Source organism: Gibbsiella dentisursi, assembly GCF_039539505.1.
GTDB classification, from domain to species: domain Bacteria; phylum Pseudomonadota; class Gammaproteobacteria; order Enterobacterales; family Enterobacteriaceae; genus Gibbsiella; species Gibbsiella quercinecans.
Window position 1 is genome coordinate 117,004 of sequence record NZ_BAABDG010000008.1, and the last position, 21,175, is coordinate 138,178.

General features: G+C 59.2%; 16 protein-coding genes. 9 read left to right on the plus strand and 7 right to left on the minus strand.

Translation table 11 applies throughout. The features are described from left to right. Positions 1–175: 175 nt before the first annotated feature. The 6 genes from accC to acuI all read right to left on the minus strand — a co-directional run bounded on the left by accC (position 176) and on the right by acuI (position 5,495). Positions 176–1,525 (minus strand): acetyl-CoA carboxylase biotin carboxylase subunit, encoded by a 1,350-nt coding sequence (accC, locus tag ABFX35_RS18680; RefSeq protein WP_279029637.1) that lies wholly within the window; start codon positions 1,523–1,525, stop codon positions 176–178. Between the two features lie 11 nt (positions 1,526–1,536). Further along, positions 1,537–2,001: an acetyl-CoA carboxylase biotin carboxyl carrier protein gene (gene accB, locus ABFX35_RS18685; RefSeq protein WP_279029634.1), complete on the minus strand. Its 465-nt coding sequence runs from the start codon at positions 1,999–2,001 to the stop codon at positions 1,537–1,539. 32 nt (positions 2,002–2,033) lie between these two features. Then, a complete protein-coding gene (gene aroQ, locus ABFX35_RS18690; RefSeq protein ID WP_346082430.1) occupies positions 2,034–2,486 on the minus strand; it encodes a type II 3-dehydroquinate dehydratase in 453 nt (150 codons plus the stop codon). Positions 2,487–2,772: 286 nt separating this feature from the next. Beyond that, the gene (msrQ, locus tag ABFX35_RS18695; protein WP_346082431.1) at positions 2,773–3,372 is read right to left on the minus strand and encodes a protein-methionine-sulfoxide reductase heme-binding subunit MsrQ; all 600 of its coding nucleotides are present in this window, start codon (positions 3,370–3,372) and stop codon (positions 2,773–2,775) included. Between the two features lies 1 nt (position 3,373). After that, a complete protein-coding gene (gene msrP, locus ABFX35_RS18700; RefSeq protein ID WP_346082432.1) occupies positions 3,374–4,375 on the minus strand; it encodes a protein-methionine-sulfoxide reductase catalytic subunit MsrP in 1,002 nt (333 codons plus the stop codon). A gap of 142 nt (positions 4,376–4,517) precedes the next feature. Then, positions 4,518–5,495 (minus strand): acrylyl-CoA reductase (NADPH), encoded by a 978-nt coding sequence (acuI, locus tag ABFX35_RS18705; RefSeq protein ID WP_095846936.1) that lies wholly within the window; start codon positions 5,493–5,495, stop codon positions 4,518–4,520. Between the two features lie 211 nt (positions 5,496–5,706). Here acuI and csrD point away from each other — a divergent pair, with 211 nt between their 5' ends. The 9 genes from csrD to tldD all read left to right on the plus strand — a co-directional run bounded on the left by csrD (position 5,707) and on the right by tldD (position 18,904). Beyond that, a complete protein-coding gene (csrD, locus tag ABFX35_RS18710; RefSeq protein WP_279027971.1) occupies positions 5,707–7,638 on the plus strand; it encodes an RNase E specificity factor CsrD in 1,932 nt (643 codons plus the stop codon). A 321-nt stretch (positions 7,639–7,959) separates the two neighbouring features. Beyond that, a complete protein-coding gene (gene mreB / locus ABFX35_RS18715) occupies positions 7,960–9,003 on the plus strand; it encodes a rod shape-determining protein MreB (protein WP_003855260.1) in 1,044 nt (347 codons plus the stop codon). 93 nt (positions 9,004–9,096) lie between these two features. Next, positions 9,097–10,080, plus strand: coding sequence for a rod shape-determining protein MreC (mreC, locus tag ABFX35_RS18720; protein ID WP_095846938.1), 984 nt, complete (start codon positions 9,097–9,099; stop codon positions 10,078–10,080). Next, the gene (mreD, locus tag ABFX35_RS18725; RefSeq protein WP_095846939.1) at positions 10,077–10,565 is read left to right on the plus strand and encodes a rod shape-determining protein MreD; all 489 of its coding nucleotides are present in this window, start codon (positions 10,077–10,079) and stop codon (positions 10,563–10,565) included. Before mreC ends, mreD begins: the two co-directional genes overlap by 4 nt. A gap of 8 nt (positions 10,566–10,573) precedes the next feature. Beyond that, on the plus strand, positions 10,574–11,158 hold the full coding sequence (locus ABFX35_RS18730) for a Maf family protein (protein ID WP_346082433.1): 585 nt from the start codon (positions 10,574–10,576) through the stop codon (positions 11,156–11,158). A 34-nt stretch (positions 11,159–11,192) separates the two neighbouring features. Further along, positions 11,193–12,662: a ribonuclease G gene (gene rng / locus ABFX35_RS18735; RefSeq protein WP_279027963.1), complete on the plus strand. Its 1,470-nt coding sequence runs from the start codon at positions 11,193–11,195 to the stop codon at positions 12,660–12,662. Between the two features lie 116 nt (positions 12,663–12,778). Further along, entirely contained in the window at positions 12,779–16,594 is a 3,816-nt protein-coding gene (gene yhdP / locus ABFX35_RS18740) for an AsmA2 domain-containing protein YhdP (protein WP_346082434.1), read from the plus strand. Continuing rightward, complete coding sequence (nit1, locus tag ABFX35_RS18745) at positions 16,591–17,451, plus strand: deaminated glutathione amidase (protein ID WP_346082435.1); 861 nt, start codon at positions 16,591–16,593, stop codon at positions 17,449–17,451. Before yhdP ends, nit1 begins: the two co-directional genes overlap by 4 nt. Positions 17,452–17,458: 7 nt before the next feature. Then, the gene (gene tldD, locus ABFX35_RS18750; protein ID WP_346082436.1) at positions 17,459–18,904 is read left to right on the plus strand and encodes a metalloprotease TldD; all 1,446 of its coding nucleotides are present in this window, start codon (positions 17,459–17,461) and stop codon (positions 18,902–18,904) included. A gap of 576 nt (positions 18,905–19,480) precedes the next feature. On the opposite strand, the gene treC is transcribed toward tldD, so the two are convergent. Next, positions 19,481–21,145 (minus strand): alpha,alpha-phosphotrehalase, encoded by a 1,665-nt coding sequence (treC, locus tag ABFX35_RS18755; RefSeq protein WP_346082437.1) that lies wholly within the window; start codon positions 21,143–21,145, stop codon positions 19,481–19,483. Between the last annotated feature and the right edge of the window lie 30 nt (positions 21,146–21,175).

Genomic DNA, 21,175 nt, shown 5'->3' on the forward strand with positions numbered 1-21,175 from the left:
ACGGTTATGGATATCTCAGAAGGAAGGGGATTTTACGGCAAGTGCGGCATTTGCCAAGCGGTTCGGCCGCCGTGGCGATCTTTTTGGGCGTAGAGCGGGCTACCCGGCGGAAAAAACAGGCCCCCTCAACAGGGAGGGGGCGCTGGCAGGGCGTATACGCCGTTTAGGGTAAACCTTAGCGTTCCTGCAAGCCGAGTTTTTTCTCCAGATAGTGGATGTTGGTGCCACCGTGCTGGAAGTTCTCGTCGTTCATGATTTTCTGTTGCAGCTCAACGTTGGTTTTGATGCCGTCGATGATCAACTCCGCCAGCGCGTTTTTCATCCTGGCAATCGCCACGTCACGGTTTTCACCGTAGGTGATCAGTTTGCCGATCATGGAATCATAGTACGGCGGCACGGTATAACCGGCGTAGATATGGGATTCCCAACGTACGCCGAAGCCACCTGGCGCATGGAAGCGGGTGATCTTGCCCGGGCTTGGCAGGAAGGTGTTCGGATCTTCGGCGTTGATACGGCATTCCACCGCATGGCCGTGAACCTTGACTTCTTCCTGTTTGATCGACAGCGGCTGGCCAGCCGCAACGCGCAACTGCTCTTTGATCAGATCCACGCCGGTGATCATTTCGGTAACCGGGTGTTCCACCTGGATACGGGTGTTCATTTCGATGAAATAGAACTCGCCGTTTTCATACAGGAACTCAAAGGTGCCAGCGCCGCGATAGCCGATTTCCACGCAGGCTTTCGCACAACGTTCGCCGATAAATTTACGCTGTTCGCTGGTAATGCCCGGCGCCGGCGCTTCTTCGACCACTTTCTGGTGGCGGCGCTGCATGGAGCAGTCGCGTTCGGCCAGATAGATGGCGCTGCCCTGGCCGTCCGCCAACACCTGAATTTCGATGTGGCGTGGGTTTTCCAGGTATTTTTCCATGTACACCATGTCGTTGTTGAAAGCCGCTTTGGCTTCCGCACGGGTCATGTTGATGGACTGTTCCAGCTCTTTGTCGCTGCGCACTACGCGCATGCCACGGCCGCCGCCGCCGCCGGACGCCTTGATAATCACCGGGTAACCAATGCGTTTGGCAAAGGCGCGGTTTTTATCCATGTCGTCGGTCAGCGGGCCGTCTGAACCCGGCACGCACGGCACGCCGGCTTTTTTCATCGCGGTGATGGCGGAAACCTTATCGCCCATCAGGCGGATGGTTTCGGCTTTCGGGCCGATGAAAATAAAGCCGGAGCGCTCAACCTGCTCGGCAAAGTCGGCGTTTTCGGACAGGAAGCCGTAACCGGGGTGGATCGCCACCGCACCGGTGATTTCCGCCGCCGAGATAATCGCCGGGATGTTCAGGTAGCTTTTGGTTGACGGCGCCGGGCCGATGCACACGGTCTCGTCAGCCAACAGGACGTGTTTCAGATCGCGGTCTGCGCTGGAGTGGACGGCAACGGTCTTGATGCCCAGCTCTTTACAGGCGCGCAAAATACGCAGCGCAATCTCGCCACGGTTGGCGATAACAATTTTATCAAGCATGGTTCGCCTCGTTATTCGATGACGACCAGTGGCTCGTCATATTCAACTGGTTGGCCGTTTTCGACCAGGATGGCTTTTACCACGCCGGATTTGTCAGCTTCGATCTGGTTCATCATTTTCATTGCTTCAACGATGCACAGCGTATCGCCGGCGCTCACTTTCTGGCCCACTTCGATAAAGGCTTTCGCATCCGGGCTTGGCGTGCGGTAGAAAGTACCGACCATTGGGGAACGGACCATGTGGCCACTCACGGCCGCCGGTGCGGCAGGCGCTTCTTCGGCTGGCGCGGCAGCAACGGCGCTGGCCAGGGCGGGCTGCTGCTGAACGGGCATGCTGTACACCTGTTGTGCAGGGTAAGCCTGGGCAGGGGCGGCGCGGCTGATGCGAACTGACTCTTCGCCCTCAGAAATTTCCAGTTCAGAAATACCTGATTCTTCAACCAGTTCGATCAGTTTCTTGATTTTACGAATATCCATGAGTGTGATTCCGTACTCTTTTTGTCTAGCAATTAGTTGGGTTTTGACAAGCGGCTGGCCGCTGCCTGTAAAGCGAATGAATAGCCCTGCGCACCGAGCCCGCAAATCACGCCTACTGCAATATCAGACAGGTAGGAGTGATGGCGGAAAGGTTCGCGGGCATGCACATTCGACAGATGGATCTCGATAAACGGGATCGCAACTGCCAGCAGCGCATCGCGCAACGCCACGCTGGTATGCGTGAACGCGGCAGGGTTGATCAAAATGAAATCCGTATTGCCGCGCGCCTGATGGATGCGCTCGATCAACACATGTTCGGCGTTGGACTGTAAATGGCTCAGGGTGATACCCAGCGTAACCGCCTGGCTCTCCAGGCCGCTGACAATGTCGGCCAGCGTCGTGCTGCCATACTTATCCGGCTCACGCGTCCCCAGCAGATTCAGATTGGGGCCGTTCAAAAGCAAAATGTGAAACTTATCCGCCATTGTGCTGGTATCTCCGGCAATAAAACCATCATCGTAGAAAATAGCCCGATGTCACCGATTTGTCACCTATTGACGGGAAAATTTGCGCCGTGCTCAGGGACAAAGTGAGGCATTATAGCGATATCGTAGCAATTCGCAGCTAAATACTGGTCTTATCAGCGAAGATATTCAACCCCCTTGGATACAAGCGGATTGAGAACTATTGGATTATGAGGGATAGAACACAGAAAAGTTCCCATGGCAAAACGGGAATTTTTACCGTCAACAACGCAGGCCCATAAAGGGTTTACCGGAGCCAGCCTGCGAATTTGCGGTAACGCAGCAGGAGCAACGCCAGCGCGAGCAGGGCGTAAATCACCGGTTGCGGCGAGAGGATTTTCACCGACCATAGATAGTGAATCGGCGCCAGGATCGCGGCAAGATAGACGAAGTTATGCAGTTTCTGCCAACGCGGCCCCAGTCTGCGCATGGCCCACTGCGTCGAAGTGGCGGCCAACGCCAAGAGGATTAACCAACTGATCATGCCCAGCGTCAGGTAAGGCCGGCGCACCAGCTCACTGCCGAGCATGGCGACATTGCTCAGCCCCAATTCAAGCGCCGCATAACACGCCAAATGCAGCGTGGCCCAGGCAAAACACCACAGGCCGACCAGCCGGCGGCAGCGCATCAACAGCGGCTGGCGGCTATAGCGCGCCAGCGGTGCGATCAACAAGGCCGCCAGTAGCAGTTTCAACGCCATTCGGCCGGTAAAATGCTGGATATCCTTGGCTGGATCGGCGCTGAAGCCGCCCTGATTCACCGCCAGCAGCAGCCAGAAAAACGGCAGCAACGCCGCCAGGTGAATGGCGGCCTTAATCCATTTGATGTGGGTTGGGGTTAAACGCACGTTAGAAATTCTCCCGCAGATCCATACCGCGATACAGCGCCGCCACCTGGTCGGCATAGCCGTTGAACAGCAGCGTCGGCTGGCGTTTGACATCCAGAATGCCGCCGGCGCCGATAAAACGCTCGGTGGCCTGCGACCAGCGGGGATGATCAACGTGCGGGTTCACGTTGGCGTAAAAGCCGTATTCGTTCGGCGCAGACACATTCCAGGTGCTGGGCGGCCGATCGCGCGTCAGGCTGATGCGCACGATCGATTTTATGCCTTTAAAACCGTATTTCCACGGCGTCACCAGGCGCAGCGGGGCGCCGTTTTGCGGCGGCAGCGTTTTGCCGTAGACGCCCACCGCCAACAACGCCAGCGGATGCATCGCTTCATCCAGGCGCAGCCCTTCAACGTAGGGGTACGGCAAGCCGCCGCCGATAAAGCGGTCTTTCTGCCCTGGCATCTGTTGCGGATCGTACAGCGTCTGGAAGGCCACATAGCGGGCATGGCCGTTCGGTTCGGCCAATTGCAGCAGTTTGCCCAGTTCAAAACCGATCCACGGCACCACCATCGACCAGGCTTCCACGCAGCGCATACGGTAAATGCGTTGTTCCAGCGGGAAACGGGCGATTAGCCCGTCAATATCCAGCGTCATCGGTTTGCCGACTTCTCCGTCGATCTGTACCTGCCAGCCGGCGGTTTTCAGTTCGCCGGCGTTGGCTGCCGGATCGGCCTTATCCAGGCCAAATTCGTAAAAGTTGTTGTAGCCGGTCACCTTGTCTTCCGGCGTTAACGTCAACTGAGGCTGCCATTCGGGTGGTTGGCTGAACGCCAGCGCTTTGCCGGGCGGCGCTTTTGGCCGATCGTGGCCTTTGAACCACGATCGCCAATCCGCCCGCGCGCTGTTGGGCAACGCCAGCGCCGCGGCGGAAATGCCGAGCGCCTTGAGCACCTGGCGCCGTTGTTGGAACACGCTTTCCGGTGTGACATCCTTTTCCGTCAAGATACGCGGTTTGTTCATGGGTTTTCCTCCTGATATCCCATAAGCATGGCGTGAAAACCGGGCTTCTGCGAACCGCGTGGCGAAAAATTCCACCGGACAATTGGGGTAAACAGAGAAGAATGCAGGGCGCATAGGCGATGCGCCCTGCCGGGAGGGGAATCTAGCGGATGTTAACCAGCGTGCGGCCGGTGACCTTATTGGCCAGCAGATCGGCCGCGGTGGCGGGCACTTGCTCAAGCGAGATTTCCTGGGTGGCCTGCTGGTAGAAACTTTCCGGCAGGATACCGGCCAGGCGCTCCCAGGCGGTCTGGCGGCGGTGCAGCGGCGTATGCACGGAATCCACGCCCTGCAGGCGCACATTACGCAGGATGAACGGCATCACCGTGGTGGGCAGTTGATAACCGCCGGCCAGGCCGCAGGCGGCAACGGTGCCGTTATAGTTCATCTGCGCTAGCACGCAGGCCAGGAGCTTATCGCCGACGGTATCAATCGCCCCGGCCCACAGCTGTTTTTCCAGCGGGCGTGGGGCTTCAATGTAGCCGCTGCGCGCCAGTACTTCTTTGGCGCCGAGGGCTTTCAGGTAATCGGTGTTGCTGTCGCGGCCGCTGATGGCGGTAACGTGGTAGCCCAGCGCGGCCAGAATGGCGATCGCCGTGCTGCCCACGCCGCCGCTGGCGCCGGTGACCAGCACATCGCCGCTGTCAGGGTGGACGCCGCCTTCTTCCAGCGCCATCACGCACAGCATCGCGGTGAAACCGGCGGTGCCGATAATCATCGCTTTGCGTTCATCCAGCCCCTGCGGCAGCGGCACCAGCCATTCGCCCGACACTCGCGCTTGTTCCGCCAGGCCGCCCCAGTGGTTTTCCCCCACGCCCCAGCCGGTGAGCACCACGCTCTGGCCTTCTTTAAAGCGCGGATCCTTACTGCTATGAACCGTACCGGCAAAATCGATGCCCGGCACCATCGGGAAGTGGCGAACGATTTTGCCCTTACCGGTGATGGCCAGTGCGTCTTTATAGTTCACGCTGGACCAGTTAACGTCGACCGTTACATCGCCTTCCGGTAGTTGATCGCTGCTGATATCCCGAATGTGCGCCAGCGTTTGATCGTTTTGTTGCTCTAATAATAGTGCACGCATGTCACGCTTCCTCTTGGTGTGCATTCCTGAATGAATGACCGAATTTGATTTATCGACTATATGCATATAGCTAACCGATACTCTGATTAAGAACAAAGAAAAGCACATGCGCAAAGTCTAAAAAATAGACTATTGTCAACTCATCAGGGTATAAGCGTTATGTGCCTTAAGGGCAGCATACTTCATAAACCATAGTGGATAGGGCACAGGGATGCGATTTACCACCAAACTTTCGGCACTGATCACCTTGCTGGTTGCGCTGGCGATGCTGTTGATGCTGATTGGCTGTTCATACAGCTTTTTTTACGTTACCCAGGATCGGCTGGCGCGGCGTTTCGACGCGCTGGTGACGGCGCTCGATCAGAAAATGCTGCTTGAGCCGCCGGATGAACAGGCGTACTGGCTGCCGTTGGTGATGCGGCCGCTGGGGGTGGTGGCGATCAGCATCGACACCGCTAAAGGCAATCTGTTGTCGTATCATGCGCCGGCGTTCGATGATGCCCCGCTGCCGCTCAGCGGCTATCGACGGGCAGATCTGGCCCTGATGCATTACCCTGGCGCCACCCTGCATATCTCCTACCTCGATCCCTACGACAGCGATGTTCGCAATTTACAATCCACCACCGCGGTGACGTTGGCGATTATCACCATGATTATTATCTTGCTGTTCAGCCTGCGCTGGCTGGGGGCGCAGGCCGAAGGGGAAGACCGCCTGGAGCGGCGGGCGCGCCGCATCCTCAATGGCGAGCGGGAAACGGTGATGCGTGGGCAGGAGGGGGAATGGCCGTCCAGCGTCAGTGGGGCGATCGATCGCCTGCTGGCGGATTTGATGGAATCGCGCGAAGAGCGCAGCCGTGTCGATACCCTGATCCGCGCCTTTGCCGCCAGAGATGCCATGACCGGCCTGAATAACCGGTTGTTTTTTGATAACCAACTGGCGACTCAGCTGGAAGTAGACAATGCCTACGGCGTGGTGATGATGATCCGGCTGCCGGATTTTGAAACGCTGTGGGAAACCCACGGCAACACCAAAGTTCAGGAATTGATGTATTCGGTGGTCAATCTGCTATCAACGTTCGTGCTGCGTTACCCGGCGGCGCTGTTGGCGCGCTATTTTCACAGCGATTTCACCGTGCTGTTGCCCCACTGCACATTAAAAGACGCCGGCAGCATTGCCGCTCAGTTGGTGCATGCCACCGATGCGTTGCCGGCCACGGAGATTATCGATCGCCAGGCGTTTATGTATATCGGTATCGTCGCCTACGGCGGCGGCCAGGCGGCCGAACAGGTGATCGATCGCGCAGAGCAAGCGGCTCGCAATGCCACGTTGCGCGGCGGCAACGGTTGGTTTGTCTACGACAGCCAGGTGCCGGAAAAGGGCCGCGGCAGCGTGAAGTGGCGCACCTTATTGGCCCAGGCGCTGGCGCAGCAAAGCGCCAGGTTTTACCAACAACCGGCGATCACGCTGGCGGGCAAGGTGGATCACCGGGAAATCGTGAGCCGGATCCATGATGGCGATCAGGAGCTGTTACCCGCCGAATATATGCCAATGGTGCAGCAATTTGGGCTCTCGGAAAGTTACGATCGCCAATTGCTCAGCCGCATTATGGCGCTGTTGAGCCGCTGGCCGGATGAAACGCTGGCATTTCCGCTGTGCGTGGACGCTTTGTTGCGCAAGCCATTTCAGCTCTGGCTGCGCGATACCCTGCTGCAATGCGAAAAAAGTCGCCGGCGGCGAATAATGATTGAACTTGCCGAGGCAGATCTCTGTCTACATATAGATCGCCTGCGCCCGGCGCTGCGTTTGCTCGCCGGGCTGGGCTGTCGGCTGGCGGTATCCCAGGCGGGTTTAACCGTCGTGAGCACGTCTTATATCAAGTCGTTGCCGGTAGAATTGGTCAAGCTGCACCCGGGCCTGGTGCGTAATATTGATAAACGCGATGAAAATCAGCTGTTTGTTCAGAGCCTGACCGGGGCCTGCGCAGGAACGCGGGCGCAGGTGTTCGCCACCGGCGTGCGTACGCGCTGTGAGTGGGAAACGCTAAAAGAAAAAGGAGTGCTCGGCGGCCAGGGTGATTTTTTCACGCCGTTGGCGCGGGTCGACGGCAAGGATAAAAAATATTCGCGCCGCTTTCATGTTTAATCTGAATTTTGGGCAGGTTTTAACGTAGAATAGCCTGTCCTTTCCTGGTGGAAGTTGGTGGGCGCTTACCACCCGAGACAATCAGGGAAAATGTTAGATTTTATGAGCTGTGTTACGCCGTTTTATGCGCTGGCAAGGGAGCAAATTGGGCCATTCCTCAAGGATATCAGGCCTTCTTCCATATCCGTGCAGGCGAGCAAAAATAATACAGGCTATTTTTCACCGAAGCAGAACGTTTTTGCGCCTTGTCGCTGCTTCGTGTGGTTGGTAAAGTAGGCGGATTTTATTTTCCGCCCCCAGCTTGCAGGATTATCCTTTAGTATGTTTAAGAAATTTCGTGGCATGTTTTCCAATGACTTGTCCATCGACTTGGGTACGGCCAATACCCTGATTTACGTGAAAGGGCAAGGCATTGTACTGAATGAACCCTCGGTGGTTGCCATTCGCCAGGATCGTGCCGGCTCGCCGAAAAGCGTCGCGGCCGTGGGTCATGATGCTAAACAAATGCTGGGGCGTACGCCTGGCAATATCGCAGCTATTCGTCCGATGAAAGACGGCGTCATCGCCGATTTCTTCGTGACGGAAAAAATGCTGCAGCATTTCATCAAACAGGTTCACAGCAACAGCTTCATGCGGCCAAGCCCGCGGGTGCTGGTGTGTGTGCCGGTCGGCGCCACCCAGGTTGAGCGCCGTGCTATCCGCGAGTCTGCCCAAGGGGCCGGCGCGCGTGAAGTCTTCCTGATTGAAGAACCGATGGCGGCCGCCATCGGCGCCGGCCTGCCGGTTTCCGAAGCCACCGGCTCGATGGTGGTGGATATCGGCGGCGGGACGACCGAAGTCGCCGTTATCTCGCTTAACGGCGTGGTCTATTCTTCCTCCGTGCGCATTGGCGGCGATCGCTTCGATGAAGCTATCATCAACTATGTGCGCCGCAACTACGGCTCGTTGATCGGTGAAGCCACCGCCGAGCGTATCAAACATGAAATCGGCTCTGCCTACCCGGGTGATGAGGTGCGCGAAATCGAAGTGCGCGGCCGTAACCTGGCGGAAGGCGTGCCGCGTGGTTTCACGCTCAACTCCAATGAAATCCTGGAAGCACTGCAGGAACCATTGACCGGCATCGTCAGCGCGGTGATGGTGGCGCTGGAACAGTGCCCGCCAGAGCTGGCTTCCGATATCTCCGAACGTGGCATGGTCCTGACCGGCGGCGGCGCGCTGCTGCGTAACCTGGATCGCCTGCTGATGGAAGAGACCGGCATTCCGGTGGTGGTGGCGGAAGATCCGCTTACCTGTGTCGCACGCGGCGGCGGCAAGGCGTTGGAAATGATCGACATGCATGGCGGTGATTTGTTCAGCGAAGAATAATCAGCTCCAGGAAGGAGGAATCGTATGGGTGAATGCATTGCGCGGGCATCTTGTACGGTTCCTCCTTCTGTTGTCGAGGAACTCGCATAATTTATGAAGCCGATCTTTAGCAGGGGCCCGTCCCTGCAACTACGACTTTTTCTGGCGGTGATCGCCGCTATTGGGCTTATCGTCGCCGACAGCCGGCTTGGTACGTTCGCCAAAGTGCGCACCTACATGGATACCGCCGTCAGCCCCTTCTATTTTTTGGCCAATGGGCCGCGTAAGGTGCTGGATGGCGTTTCTGAAACGCTGGCTACCCGCCAACAGTTAGAGCTGGAAAACCGTGCTCTGCGGCAAGAACTGCTGCTAAAGAACAGCGATCTGCTTCTTCTTGGCCAATTCAAACAGGAAAACGCCCGTTTGCGTGAGCTGCTGGGTTCGCCGTTGCGCCAGGATGAACACAAGATGGTCACCCAGGTGATTTCGACCGGTTCCGATCCTTACAGCGATCAGGTGGTGATTGATAAAGGCGCCGATAACGGCGTGTATGAAGGCCAGCCGGTGATCAGCGATAAAGGCGTAGTGGGCCAGGTGGTGGCGGTGGCGAAAATGACCAGCCGCGTGCTGTTGATCTGCGATGCTTCCCATCTGCTGCCGATCCAGGTGCTGCGCAACGATATTCGCGTCATCGCGGCGGGCAACGGCTGCGCTGACGATCTGCAACTGGAACACCTGCCCGGCAATATCGACATCCGGGAAGGCGACGTGCTGGTGACTTCCGGGCTGGGCGGGCGTTTCCCCGAAGGGTATCCGGTTGGGGTCGTCTCTTCGGTCAAAGTGGATAACCAACGCGCCTATACGGTGATTCAGGCGCGCCCGACCGCCGGGCTGCAACGCCTGCGCTACCTGCTGCTGCTGTGGGGGGCGGATCGCAATGGCGATATGCCGATGTCGCCAAGTGAAGTGCATCGGGTGGCGAACGAGCGCTTGATGCAGATGATGCCGCAGGTGCTGTCACCGGCCACCATGGGGCCACCGCCGCCTGCGCCGGCGCCAGGTGCGGTTTCATCGCCGCCGCCCGAGGTGGTTCAATGAATAGCTACCGCAGCAATGGGCGCTGGATTATCTGGCTATCGTTCCTGGTGGCGCTGGTGCTGCAAATCATGCCGTGGCCGGAACAGATTTATATGTTCCGGCCTTCTTGGCTGGCTCTGATCCTGATCTACTGGGTGATGGCGCTGCCGCACCGGGTGAACGTCGGCACCGGCTTTGTGCTGGGGCTGATAATGGATCTGATCCTCGGTTCGACGCTGGGCGTGCGTGCGCTGGCGCTTGGCATCATTGCCTATCTGGTGGCTTTCAAATACCAACTGTTCCGTAATATGGCGCTGTGGCAGCAGGCGCTGATCGTGGTGCTGTTGTCGCTGGCGATGGACGTTGTTGTCTTTTGGGCAGAGTTTTTAGTGATCAACGTCTCTTTCCGCCCAGAGGTATTCTGGAGTAGTGTGGTAAACGGCGTTTTGTGGCCGTGGCTGTTCCTGCTGATGCGCAAGATTCGCCGCCAGTTCGCTGTACAATGAGGGCATTAATGACATCGCTTTATCTGGCTTCCGGTTCCCCGCGCCGGCGTGAATTGCTAACCCTGCTGGGGGTTCCGTTTGAAATCCTGCTGACCCATACCGTGGAGCAACGTGTGGCGGGTGAAACGGCCGAAGCCTATGTGCGGCGGCTGGCGCAGGAGAAGGCGCAGGCCGGGGTAGCGCTTGCCGAGCAAGACTGGCCGGTGCTGGGGGCGGATACCATCGTGGTGCAAAATAACCAGGTGTTGGAGAAACCGCGCGACGCGGCGCATGCCGCCGAGATGCTGGCCGCGCTTTCGGGCTGCCAACATCAGGTGATGACCGCCGTGGCGATCGCCGATCGTCAGCATCTGCTGTGCCAACTGGTGGTGACGGACGTGACGTTCCGCGCACTGTCGCAGCAGGATATTACCGATTATATTGCCACCGGCGAGCCGATGGATAAAGCGGGTGCCTATGGGATTCAGGGAAAGGGTGGTTGTTTCGTCAAAACGATAACCGGGAGTTATCATGCGGTGGTGGGTTTGCCGCTGGTCGAAACACATGAGCTGCTCAGTAATTTTGTCGCATTACGAAGTGTAAGAACCGGTTGATGAGCATGATGCGGCCGGTTCCGGGGAGAAGACAATGACAGCTGAGCTACTGGTTAATATCACACCGGCGGAAACGCGGGTTGCCTATATAGACGGCGGCATCCTGCAAGAGATCCATATTGAGCGTGAATCCAAGCGCGGCATCGTCGGCAACATTTATAAAGGGCGTGTCAGCCGCGTGCTGCCCGGCATGCAGGCGGCGTTTGTGGATATCGGCCTGGAGAAGGCCGCTTTCCTGCACGCCTCCGATATCATGCCGCATACTGAATGCGTGGCTGGCGAAGAGCGCAAGAATTTCCACGTGCGCGATATCGCCGAGCTGGTGCGCCAGGGGCAGGATCTGGTGGTGCAGGTAGTGAAAGATCCGCTGGGCACCAAGGGCGCGCGCCTGACCACCGATATCACCTTGCCGTCGCGCTACCTGGTGTTCATGCCGGGTGCGGCGCACGTTGGGGTGTCTCAACGCATTGAAAGCGAAGCCGAGCGCGAACGCCTGAAAAGCATCGTGGCGGACTACTGTGATGAGCTGGGCGGGTTTATTATCCGCACCGCCGCCGAAGGCATCGGCGAGGAAGAGCTGTCGCAGGACGCCGCGTTTCTCAAACGCCTCTGGACCAAAGTGGTCGAGCGCCGCAAACGCAACCAGACCCGCTGCATGCTGTACGGCGAGCTGGCGCTGGCCCACCGTATCCTGCGTGATTTCGCCGGCGCGGCGCTCGATCGCATCCGGATCGACTCGCGCCTGACGTACGAGCTGTTGGTGGAGTTCACCGCCGAATATATCCCGGATATTACCCGCAAGCTGGAGCTGTATGCCGGCACGCAGCCGATCTTCGATCTGTTCGATGTGGAAAACGAGATCCAGCGGGCGCTGGAGCGCAAGGTTGAATTGAAATCCGGCGGCTATCTGATCATCGATCAGACCGAGGCGATGACCACCATCGACATCAACACTGGCGCCTTTGTCGGCCACCGCAATCTGGATGAAACCATTTTCAACACCAACATTGAGGCCACCCAGGCGATCGCCCGCCAACTGCGGCTGCGCAACCTGGGCGGGATAATCATCATTGATTTCATTGATATGAGCAATGAAGATCATCGCCGCCGCGTGCTGCATTCCCTGGAGCAGGCGCTAAGTAAAGATCGGGTAAAAACCACAATCAACGGCTTCTCTCAGCTAGGATTAGTGGAAATGACGCGTAAACGGACGCGTGAAAGCATTGAACATGTGTTGTGCCACGAATGTCCTACCTGCAACGGCCGCGGTACGGTGAAAACGGTCGAAACCGTTTGTTATGAAATCCTGCGCGAGATTGTGCGGGTACACCACGCTTACGACTCCGATCGCTTCCTGGTGTATGCATCGGCGGCGGTAGGGGAAGCGCTGAAGAGCGAAGAGTCGCACGCGCTGGCAGAGGTGGAAATTTTCGTCGGCAAACAGGTAAAAGTACAAATCGAGCCGTTGTACAGCCAGGAGCAGTTTGACGTTGTGATGATGTAAAACTGTCCATTGCCCCCCTGCGGCGCCTTGCGCCCGGGCCGAACGGCGCGCGAGCCGGTTATGTGCAGCTTTAAACAGTAACAACCGTTGCCAGGCAGCGGAGCAAGGAGAAATGCGTGAGGCGACTGCCTGGTATTCTGTTAGCAACGGGCGCCACTTTACTTGTCGCTGTGGCGCTGTTGATCAGCGGCCTGCGCCTGGTGTTGCCTGTGCTGAACGATTACCGGCCCCAACTGTTGCAACAGGTTGCTGCCTTTACCGGGCTGCCCGTTCAGGCAAGCTTTATTGAGGGGCACTGGGAATCGTTCGGCCCACGCCTGGAAGTGCGCGATATCAGCACCACGTTCCCGGCCGGCAACCTGCAGGTCGGGCGCGTCACGCTGGCGCTGGACGTTTGGCAGTCGTTGCTGCACTGGCGCTGGCAGTTTCGCGATCTTACCTTTTACCAGCTCCAGCTCGATCTCAACACCACGCTGGGCGGTGAGGGCGACAAACGTGAAACCCTCCAGCCGGGCACCGTCAGCGATCTGTTTTTATATCAGCTTGATCATTTTGACTTGCGCGACAGCCGCGTCTCTTTCCTCACCCCTTCCGACGCCCGCGCCGCTTTCGACATTCCCCGTTTAACCTGGCTCAACAGCCGCGATCGCCACCGGGCCGAAGGGCAGATCGGCCTGTCGTCCTTCAACGGCCAGCACGGCGTGGTGCAGCTGCGCCTGGATCTGCGCGATAATAAAGGGCTGTTGGATACCGGCACGGTGTATCTGCAGGCCGACAATATTGATATGAAGCCGTGGTTCAGCCGCTGGCTGCGCAGCAATACCGGGCTGGAAAGCGCCAATTTCAATCTGGCGGCCTGGCTGAAGGTTGAAGGCGGCGAAGTGTACAGCGGCAATGCGTTGCTGAAACAGGGCAGCGCCAGTTGGCAGGTGGGCGCCCAGCCGCACCGCCTGGAGGTGGATAATCTGGCGCTGGCGTTGAGCCGCCAGGGCAAAGGTTGGCAGCTGGACGTGCCACAATTAAAGCTAGCGACTGACGGCGAGAGCTGGCCGCAGGGGCGGCTCTCTGCGCTGTGGCTGCCGGAAGACACGCAACTGCTTGGCCCGGATCAGCCAGAGGAGCTGCGCCTGCGCGCCAGCGGCATTACGCTTGAGCGCTTAACCCCGCTGCTGCCGATGTTCTCCTTCCTTAGCCCGGATGTGCTGCAACGCTGGGATGTGATGCAGCCGAAAGGCCGGCTTGACGCGCTGGCGCTGGATGTGCCGCTCAAACAGCCCGAAAAAAGCCGTTTCCAGGCTCGCTGGCAGGATGTGAGCTGGCAGCCCTGGCAGCGTTTGCCGGGGGTGAACCACTTTGCCGGCGCGCTGGCCGGCGGCGTGGAAAGCGGCCGCCTGACGATCGATCTGAACAACAGCACGCTGCCGGTGGGCGATATGTTCCGTGCGCCGCTGGAAGTGAGCCGCGCCAGCGGCGCGCTGACCTGGCGATACAGCGATAGCGGCTGGGAGTTGGCGAGCGAAAACCTCGATGTGAAAGCCAACGCGCTGTGGGTGAACGGCAATTTCCGCTACCAACAGCCGGCGCAGGGCGAGCCGTGGCTGAGCATTCTGGCCGGTATCCGCCTGTATGACGGTGCGCAAGCCTGGCGCTATTTCCCCGAGCCGCTGATGGGCACCCATCTGGTGGACTACCTGAGCGGCGCGATCCAGGGCGGCCAGGTGGACAACGCATCGCTGATTTATGCCGGCAACCCGCATCACTTCCCGTATAAAAAGCACGAAGGGCAATTTGAGGTGTATGTGCCGTTGCGCCATGCCACCTTCCAGTTCCAGCCGGGTTGGCCGGCGCTAAACGATCTGGCGATTGACCTCGATTTTGCCAACAACGGCCTGTGGATGCATGCGCCGCAGGCCCGGTTGGGCAAGGTGGAAGGGCGCGATATCAGTGCAGTGATCCCGGATTATCAGCAAGAGCGGCTGTTTGTGGATGCCGAACTCGCCGGCGCCGGGCCGGATGTGCATGACTATTTCAAACAAACGCCGTTGGCGAAATCGGTTGGCTCGGCGCTGGATCAACTGCAGGTCAAGGGTGATGTCAGTGGGCGCTTACATCTTGATATTCCCCTCAACGGCGGGCATACCGATGCGCAGGGCGAAGTGGCGCTGAACAATAACGCGCTGTTGGTGAAGCCCCTGGGCAGCACGCTGGAGCAGGTGAGCGGCAAATTCCGCTTTGATAACGGCAACCTGACCAGCGATACCCTGAGCGCCAATTGGTTCGGGCAGCCGCTGGCGATAGAGTTCAACACCCAGGAAGCGGAAAAAGACTATAAAATCAACGTTGGGCTACAGGGCGACTGGCTGCCGGGCAAATTCCCAGGGTTGCCGCCGGCCGCCGCCGAGGCGCTGCAGGGCAGCGCGCCCTGGCAGAGCAAGGTGGCGATCAGCCTGCCGCATGGCGGCGGCGCCCATTATGACATCGGCCTGGAGGCGGACCTCAAGAAAGTAAGCAGTCACTTACCTTCTCCGCTGGATAAACCGGCGGGCCAGCCGTTACCGCTGAGCGTCAACGTGGAAGGCGGCCTGAATGGTTTCCGGCTAAGCGGCCGCGCGGGCAAACAAGAGCATTTCAACAGCGAATGGCGCTTCCCAGGCAAGCAGGTGCAACTGGTGCGCGCCGCATGGCGCAGCGACGGCGGCGCTACCCCGGCCTTGCCGGGCAGCCCGTCGTTGAGCCTGGACCTGCCGCCGCTGGACGGTGAAAAATGGCTGGCGCTGTTGGCGCCGGCGTTGCCGGCGAGCGGCGGCCGCAGCGGCACCGCAGGCAGCTTCCGTTTCCCGACTACGGTTGCGTTGCATACGCCCCAACTGCTGCTGGGCGGCCAGGCCTGGCACCGGCTGACACTGAGCGCCGAACAGCGCATCGGCGGGCTGGAAATCGCCGCCAAGGGCGATGAAGTGGATGGCCGCCTGCTGAGCGCGAATAACGGCCCGTGGCGCGCCAACCTGCAGTACCTTTATTACAATCCGCAGTTCAACGGCAGCAGCGGGCAGGCCGCGCAAGGCGGTTCCACATCTGCCATGGATAACGTGTCATTCCGCAATTGGCCTTCGCTAATGCTGCGCTGCCAGTCTTGCTGGATACTTGGCCAGAATCTGGGCAAGGTGGAAGCCGATATACAAAACCAGGGGGATACCCTGGCGTTGACGCATGCGCTGATCGATACCGGCAAAGGGCGAGTGACGGCCACCGGGCTGTGGAAGCAAAACAGCCAGGAAGAACGCACCGCGCTGAAAGGCAAACTGCTGGGCGGCAATATTGACGATACCGCCACCTTTTTCGGCATCACCACGCCGCTGAAGGGCGCGCCGTATGATGTGGATTTCGATCTGTATTGGCACGGCAAGCCGTGGCAGCCACAGATAGCCACCTTGAGCGGCACGCTGCAAGCGGCCCTCGGCAAAGGCGAAATTGAAGATATTGGCGGCGGCCGGGCCGGCCAACTGCTGCGGCTGGTGAGTTTCGATGCGTTGCTGCGTAAGCTACAGTTTGATTTCAGCGACACCTTTGGCAAAGGCTTCTACTTTGATTCCATCCGCAGCACCGCATGGCTGAAAGATGGCATAATGCATACCGATAATCTATTGGTCGACGGGCTGGCGGCGGACATCGCCATGAGCGGCCAGATTGATCTGGTGCAGCGCCAGATCGATATGGAAGCGGTGGTGGCGCCGGAAATCTCCGCCACGGTGGGCGTGGCGACCGCCTTCGTGATTAACCCGATCGTCGGGGCGGCGGTGTTTGCCGCATCAAAAGTGCTGGCACCCCTATGGAATAAAATTTCGCTGATTCGTTACCACATTGTCGGCAGCCTGGATCAGCCGAAGATCGATGAGGTATTGCGTAAGCCAAAGGAGGATAAGACGCCATGAAAAAAGCCAACGTTGCGTTGTTACAACTGTGTAGTGGCGATCAGGTGCGGGATAACCTGGCGCAGATTGAGCAGCAGATCAAGCACCTCAAAGGCGGGATTAAGCTGGTCATGACGCCGGAAAATGCGCTGTTGTTTGCCAACTCGGCGGCTTATCGCCAACATGCGGAACCGGCCGGTGACGGCCCCTTGCAGCAGGCGGTGCGCGATATCGCCCGCCGCTACGGCGTGTGGCTACTGGTGGGTTCAATGCCGTTGATCAGCGGCGAAGACCCGGCCCGCATTACCACCAGCAGCCTGCTGTTTGACGACCAGGGCGAGATCCGGGGCCGTTACGACAAGCTGCATATGTTTGACGTGGACATCAACGATGCCCATGCGCACTACCGCGAATCAGACACTTACCAGCATGGTCAGCAGCTGACGGTGGTGGACACCCCGGTGGGGCGTCTGGGCATGACGATATGCTACGATTTACGTTTCCCGGCGCTGTATCAGGCGCTGCGCGCGCAGGGGGCGGAGCTGATTTCCGTGCCGGCGGCCTTTACCCGCGTCACCGGTGAAGCGCACTGGGAAATTTTACTGCGCGCCCGGGCGATTGAAACCCAGTGCGTGATTCTGGCGCCGGCGCAGGTGGGCCGCCATAGCGCGACGCGCCGTACCTGGGGCCACTCGCTGGCCGTGGATGGCTGGGGCAAAATTCTGGCCGAAAATCCGGACTCGGTCTCGGCGCTTAATGTGTGCGTTGATACAGCGGCGTTGCAAACTATCCGTGCGCAGATGCCGGTGCTGCAACATAACCGATTCCAGACGGCGCTGGTTGCGCCGGCTGATAACCCTTTCGCCAAAAAAGAGTGAAAATACTATGAGCCTGACGTTTGTCAGTGAGCAGTTACTCGCTGCGAATAAGCTGAGTCATCAAGACCTGTTCTCCGTATTGGGTCAACTGGCAGAACGCCGACTTGATTACGCCGATCTCTATTTCCAGTCCAGCTACCATGAAGCCTGGGTGCTTGAAGACGGCATCATCAAAGATGGTTCTTACAATATCGATCAAGGTGTTGGGGTGCGTGCGGTCAGCGGTGAAAAGACCGGTTTTGCCTATGCCGATCAGATCACCCTTAACGCCCTCAACCAGAGCGCCGTCGCCGCGCGCAGCATTGTGCGCGACAGTGGCAACGGCAAGGTGCATACCCTGGGTGAAATCAGCCATCAGGCGCTGTATCCGCTGCTTGATCCTTTGCAGAGCCTGCCGCGTGAAGAGAAAATCGCGCTGTTGCACCGGGTAGACAAAGCTGCGCGCGCGGCCGATGCCCGCGTGCAGGAAGTCAGCGCCAGCATCACCGGCGTGTATGAGCAGGTGCTGGTCGCGGCGACCGACGGCACGCTGGCGGCAGACGTGCGCCCGCTGGTGCGCCTTTCCGTCAGCGTGCTGGTGGAACAGGACGGCAAACGCGAACGTGGCGCCAGCGGCGGCGGCGGCCGTTTCGGCTATGACTATTTTCTGGAAACCGTGGACGGTGAAGTGCGCGCCGACGTATTTGCCAAAGAAGCGGTGCGCATGGCGCTGGTGAACCTTTCCGCCATCGCCGCGCCGGCGGGCACGATGCCGGTAGTGCTCGGCGCCGGTTGGCCGGGCGTGCTGCTGCATGAGGCGGTCGGTCACGGCCTGGAAGGCGACTTCAACCGCCGCGGCACCTCGGTGTTCAGCGGCCAGATCGGGCAGTTGGTGGCTTCCGAACTGTGCACCGTGGTGGATGACGGCACCCTGCAGGGCCGCCGCGGTTCGCTGGCGATCGACGATGAAGGCGTGCCGGGGCAATACAACGTGCTGATTGAAAACGGCATCTTGAAAAGCTATATGCAGGATAAGCTCAACGCGCGCCTGATGGGGGTTGCGCCAACCGGCAACGGCCGCCGTGAATCCTACGCGCACCTGCCGATGCCGCGCATGACCAACACCTATATGCTGGCGGGTAAATCCACCCCGCAGGACATCATCGAAAGTGTGGAGTACGGGCTGTATGCGCCGAACTTCGGCGGCGGGCAGGTGGATATCACCTCCGGTAAGTTCGTGTTCTCGACGTCGGAAGCCTATCTGATTGAGAAAGGGCGTATCACCAAACCGGTGAAAGGCGCCACGCTGATCGGTTCAGGTATTGAAGCCATGCAGCAGATTTCGATGGTTGGCAACGATCTGGCGCTGGATAAAGGCGTGGGCGTCTGCGGCAAAGAAGGGCAGAGCCTGCCGGTCGGCGTCGGCCAACCGACGCTGAAGCTCGATACGCTGACCGTAGGCGGCACGGCGTAACGTTTCCCCCTCACCCTGTCCCTCTCCCCAAAGGGGCGAGGGGACGAAATCTGACAGTGAAGCGCCGTTATTTACCAACGGCACGGACAACTCCCTCTCCCGGCGGGAGAGGGTTGGGGTGAGGGCGAGGGGACGGAATCTGATAGTGCAGTGCCTTTATTTATCAACGAGCACGGACGGCCCCTCACCCTGTCCCTCTCCCCAAGGGGGCGAGGGGACGATATCTGACAGTAAAGCGCCGTTATTTACCAACGAGCACGGACTGCCCCTCACCCTGTCCCTCTCCCCAAGGGGGCGAGGGGACGATATCTGATAGTGCAGCGCCTTTATTTACACGGCACGGACGGCCCCTCACCCTGTCCCTCTCCCCAAAGGGGCGAGGGGACGATATCTGATAGTGCAGTGCCGTTATCTACCAACGAGCACGGGCGGCGCCCTCTCCCGGTGGGAGAGGGTTGGGGTGAGGGCGAGGGGACGAAATCTGATAGTGCAGTGCCGTTATTTATCAACGAACTCGGGCGGCTCCCTCTCCCGGCGGGAGAGGGTTGGGGTGAGGGCGAGTGAAGCAGGCGATCACTACTCTTCCAGAACCCACCACACGGCTTCGAATGGCCGCAGGGTTACCGCGTGTGGATGCTCCGGCGCATCGGCGTAGTTGCACACCAGCCGGCGCCACTGTTCGTCCAGTGCGATCCCTTCCACCTCTAGCGCCAGCGGCGCCCGGCTCAGGTTGGCGGCCACCAGCAGGCGCTGGCCGTTCCAGCGGCGCTGATAACACCAGAGCGCCGGGTGCTGCGGCGCCAGATCCTGATAGTCACCCAGCGTCAGCAGCGGGTACTGCTTGCGCAGGGCGATCAGGTGGCGATAGGTATAAAATACCGAATCAACGTCGGCCAGCGCCGCTTCCGCATTGATCTCTTTATAGTTCGGCGCGCAGCCAATCCACGGCGTGCCGTGCGTAAAGCCAGCGTGCGGTGCCGCGCTCCATTGCATCGGCGTGCGGCTGTTGTCGCGTGATTTGCTGGCAAGTATCGCCAGCAACGTATCGCTACCCTGCCCCTGGGCGTTCAATTCAGCATACATATTCAGGCTTTCCACATCGCGATACTGCGCGATGTTGCTGAACCCTGGGTTGGTCATGCCCAGCTCTTCCCCCTGGTAGATATAGGGCGTGCCCTGCATACCGTGCAGCACCATCGCCAGCATCTTGGCGGCAGGCACGCGCAGCGCGCCGTTATCGCCAAAACGCGACACAATGCGCGGCTGATCGTGGTTACACCAGAACAGCGCATTCCAGGCGCGGTTATGCATGCCCTGCTGCCAGTGGCGGAAAATCCGTTTCAGCTCCACATAATCCGGCGCCGCCAGCGTCCACTTTTCGCCGCCGGCGTAGTCCACCTTCAGGTGGTGGAAGTTGAAGGTCATCGACAGTTCCACGCCGCTGCTGGCGGCGTACTGGCGGCAATGCTCCAGCGTGGTGGAGGACATCTCGCCCACGGTCATCAGCCCATTCGGCTGGAACACATCCCGGCTCATTTCCTGCAAGAACTCGTGGATACGCGGGCCGTCGGTATAGAAGCGGCGGCCATCGCCTTGTGGATCGCTGGGGAAGTCCTGCTGTTTGGATACCAGATTGATCACATCCAGGCGCAAACCGTCGACCCCCTTATCCGCCCAGAAGCGGCAAACCTTTTTCAGCTCTTCGCGCACCGGCGGGTGTTCCCAGTTCAGGTCGGCCTGTTCGGTGGCGAACAGGTGCAGATAATACTGCCCGCTGGCTTCATGCCATTGCCACGCCGGGCCGCCGAACTTGGAGCGCCAGTTGTTGGGCAGGGCGTCGCCTTCACCGTCGCGCCAGACATAGAACTGGCGGTAGGGGCTGTTGCTGTCCTGCGCCGCTTTGAACCACGGGTGTTCGGTTGAGGTGTGGTTGAACACCATGTCCATCACGATGCGGATGCTGCGTTGGTGCGCGGCCGCAACCAGCCGTTCAAAGTCCGCCATGGTGCCGTAGGCTGGATCGATGGCGCAGTAATCCGCCACGTCGTAGCCGTTATCCACCTGCGGGGAGAGATACACCGGCGTCAGCCAGATAGCGTCGACCCCCAGTTCCTGCAGGTAGTCCAGCCGTTGGATCACGCCGGCCAGATCGCCATAGCCGTTGCCGGTGCTGTCCTGGAAGCTTTTTGGGTAGATTTGATAGATGACACCGTTTTGCCACCAGGGGATTGGGTTGCTCATAACTGATTACCTTTTGACTGTTACAGCGGG

Coding starts and splice junctions, on each gene's coding strand:
- csrD (WP_279027971.1), top strand. CDS start 5,707: ATGCGATTTACCACCAAACTTTCGGCACTGATCACCTTGCTGGTTGCG.
- msrP (WP_346082432.1), bottom strand. CDS start 4,375: ATGAACAAACCGCGTATCTTGACGGAAAAGGATGTCACACCGGAAAGC.
- tldD (WP_346082436.1), top strand. CDS start 17,459: ATGAGCCTGACGTTTGTCAGTGAGCAGTTACTCGCTGCGAATAAGCTG.
- acuI (WP_095846936.1), bottom strand. CDS start 5,495: ATGCGTGCACTATTATTAGAGCAACAAAACGATCAAACGCTGGCGCAC.
- rng (WP_279027963.1), top strand. CDS start 11,193: ATGACAGCTGAGCTACTGGTTAATATCACACCGGCGGAAACGCGGGTT.
- mreD (WP_095846939.1), top strand. CDS start 10,077: ATGAATAGCTACCGCAGCAATGGGCGCTGGATTATCTGGCTATCGTTC.
- nit1 (WP_346082435.1), top strand. CDS start 16,591: ATGAAAAAAGCCAACGTTGCGTTGTTACAACTGTGTAGTGGCGATCAG.
- mreC (WP_095846938.1), top strand. CDS start 9,097: ATGAAGCCGATCTTTAGCAGGGGCCCGTCCCTGCAACTACGACTTTTT.
- mreB (WP_003855260.1), top strand. CDS start 7,960: ATGTTTAAGAAATTTCGTGGCATGTTTTCCAATGACTTGTCCATCGAC.
- ABFX35_RS18730 (WP_346082433.1), top strand. CDS start 10,574: ATGACATCGCTTTATCTGGCTTCCGGTTCCCCGCGCCGGCGTGAATTG.
- accC (WP_279029637.1), bottom strand. CDS start 1,525: ATGCTTGATAAAATTGTTATCGCCAACCGTGGCGAGATTGCGCTGCGT.
- treC (WP_346082437.1), bottom strand. CDS start 21,145: ATGAGCAACCCAATCCCCTGGTGGCAAAACGGTGTCATCTATCAAATC.
- accB (WP_279029634.1), bottom strand. CDS start 2,001: ATGGATATTCGTAAAATCAAGAAACTGATCGAACTGGTTGAAGAATCA.
- aroQ (WP_346082430.1), bottom strand. CDS start 2,486: ATGGCGGATAAGTTTCACATTTTGCTTTTGAACGGCCCCAATCTGAAT.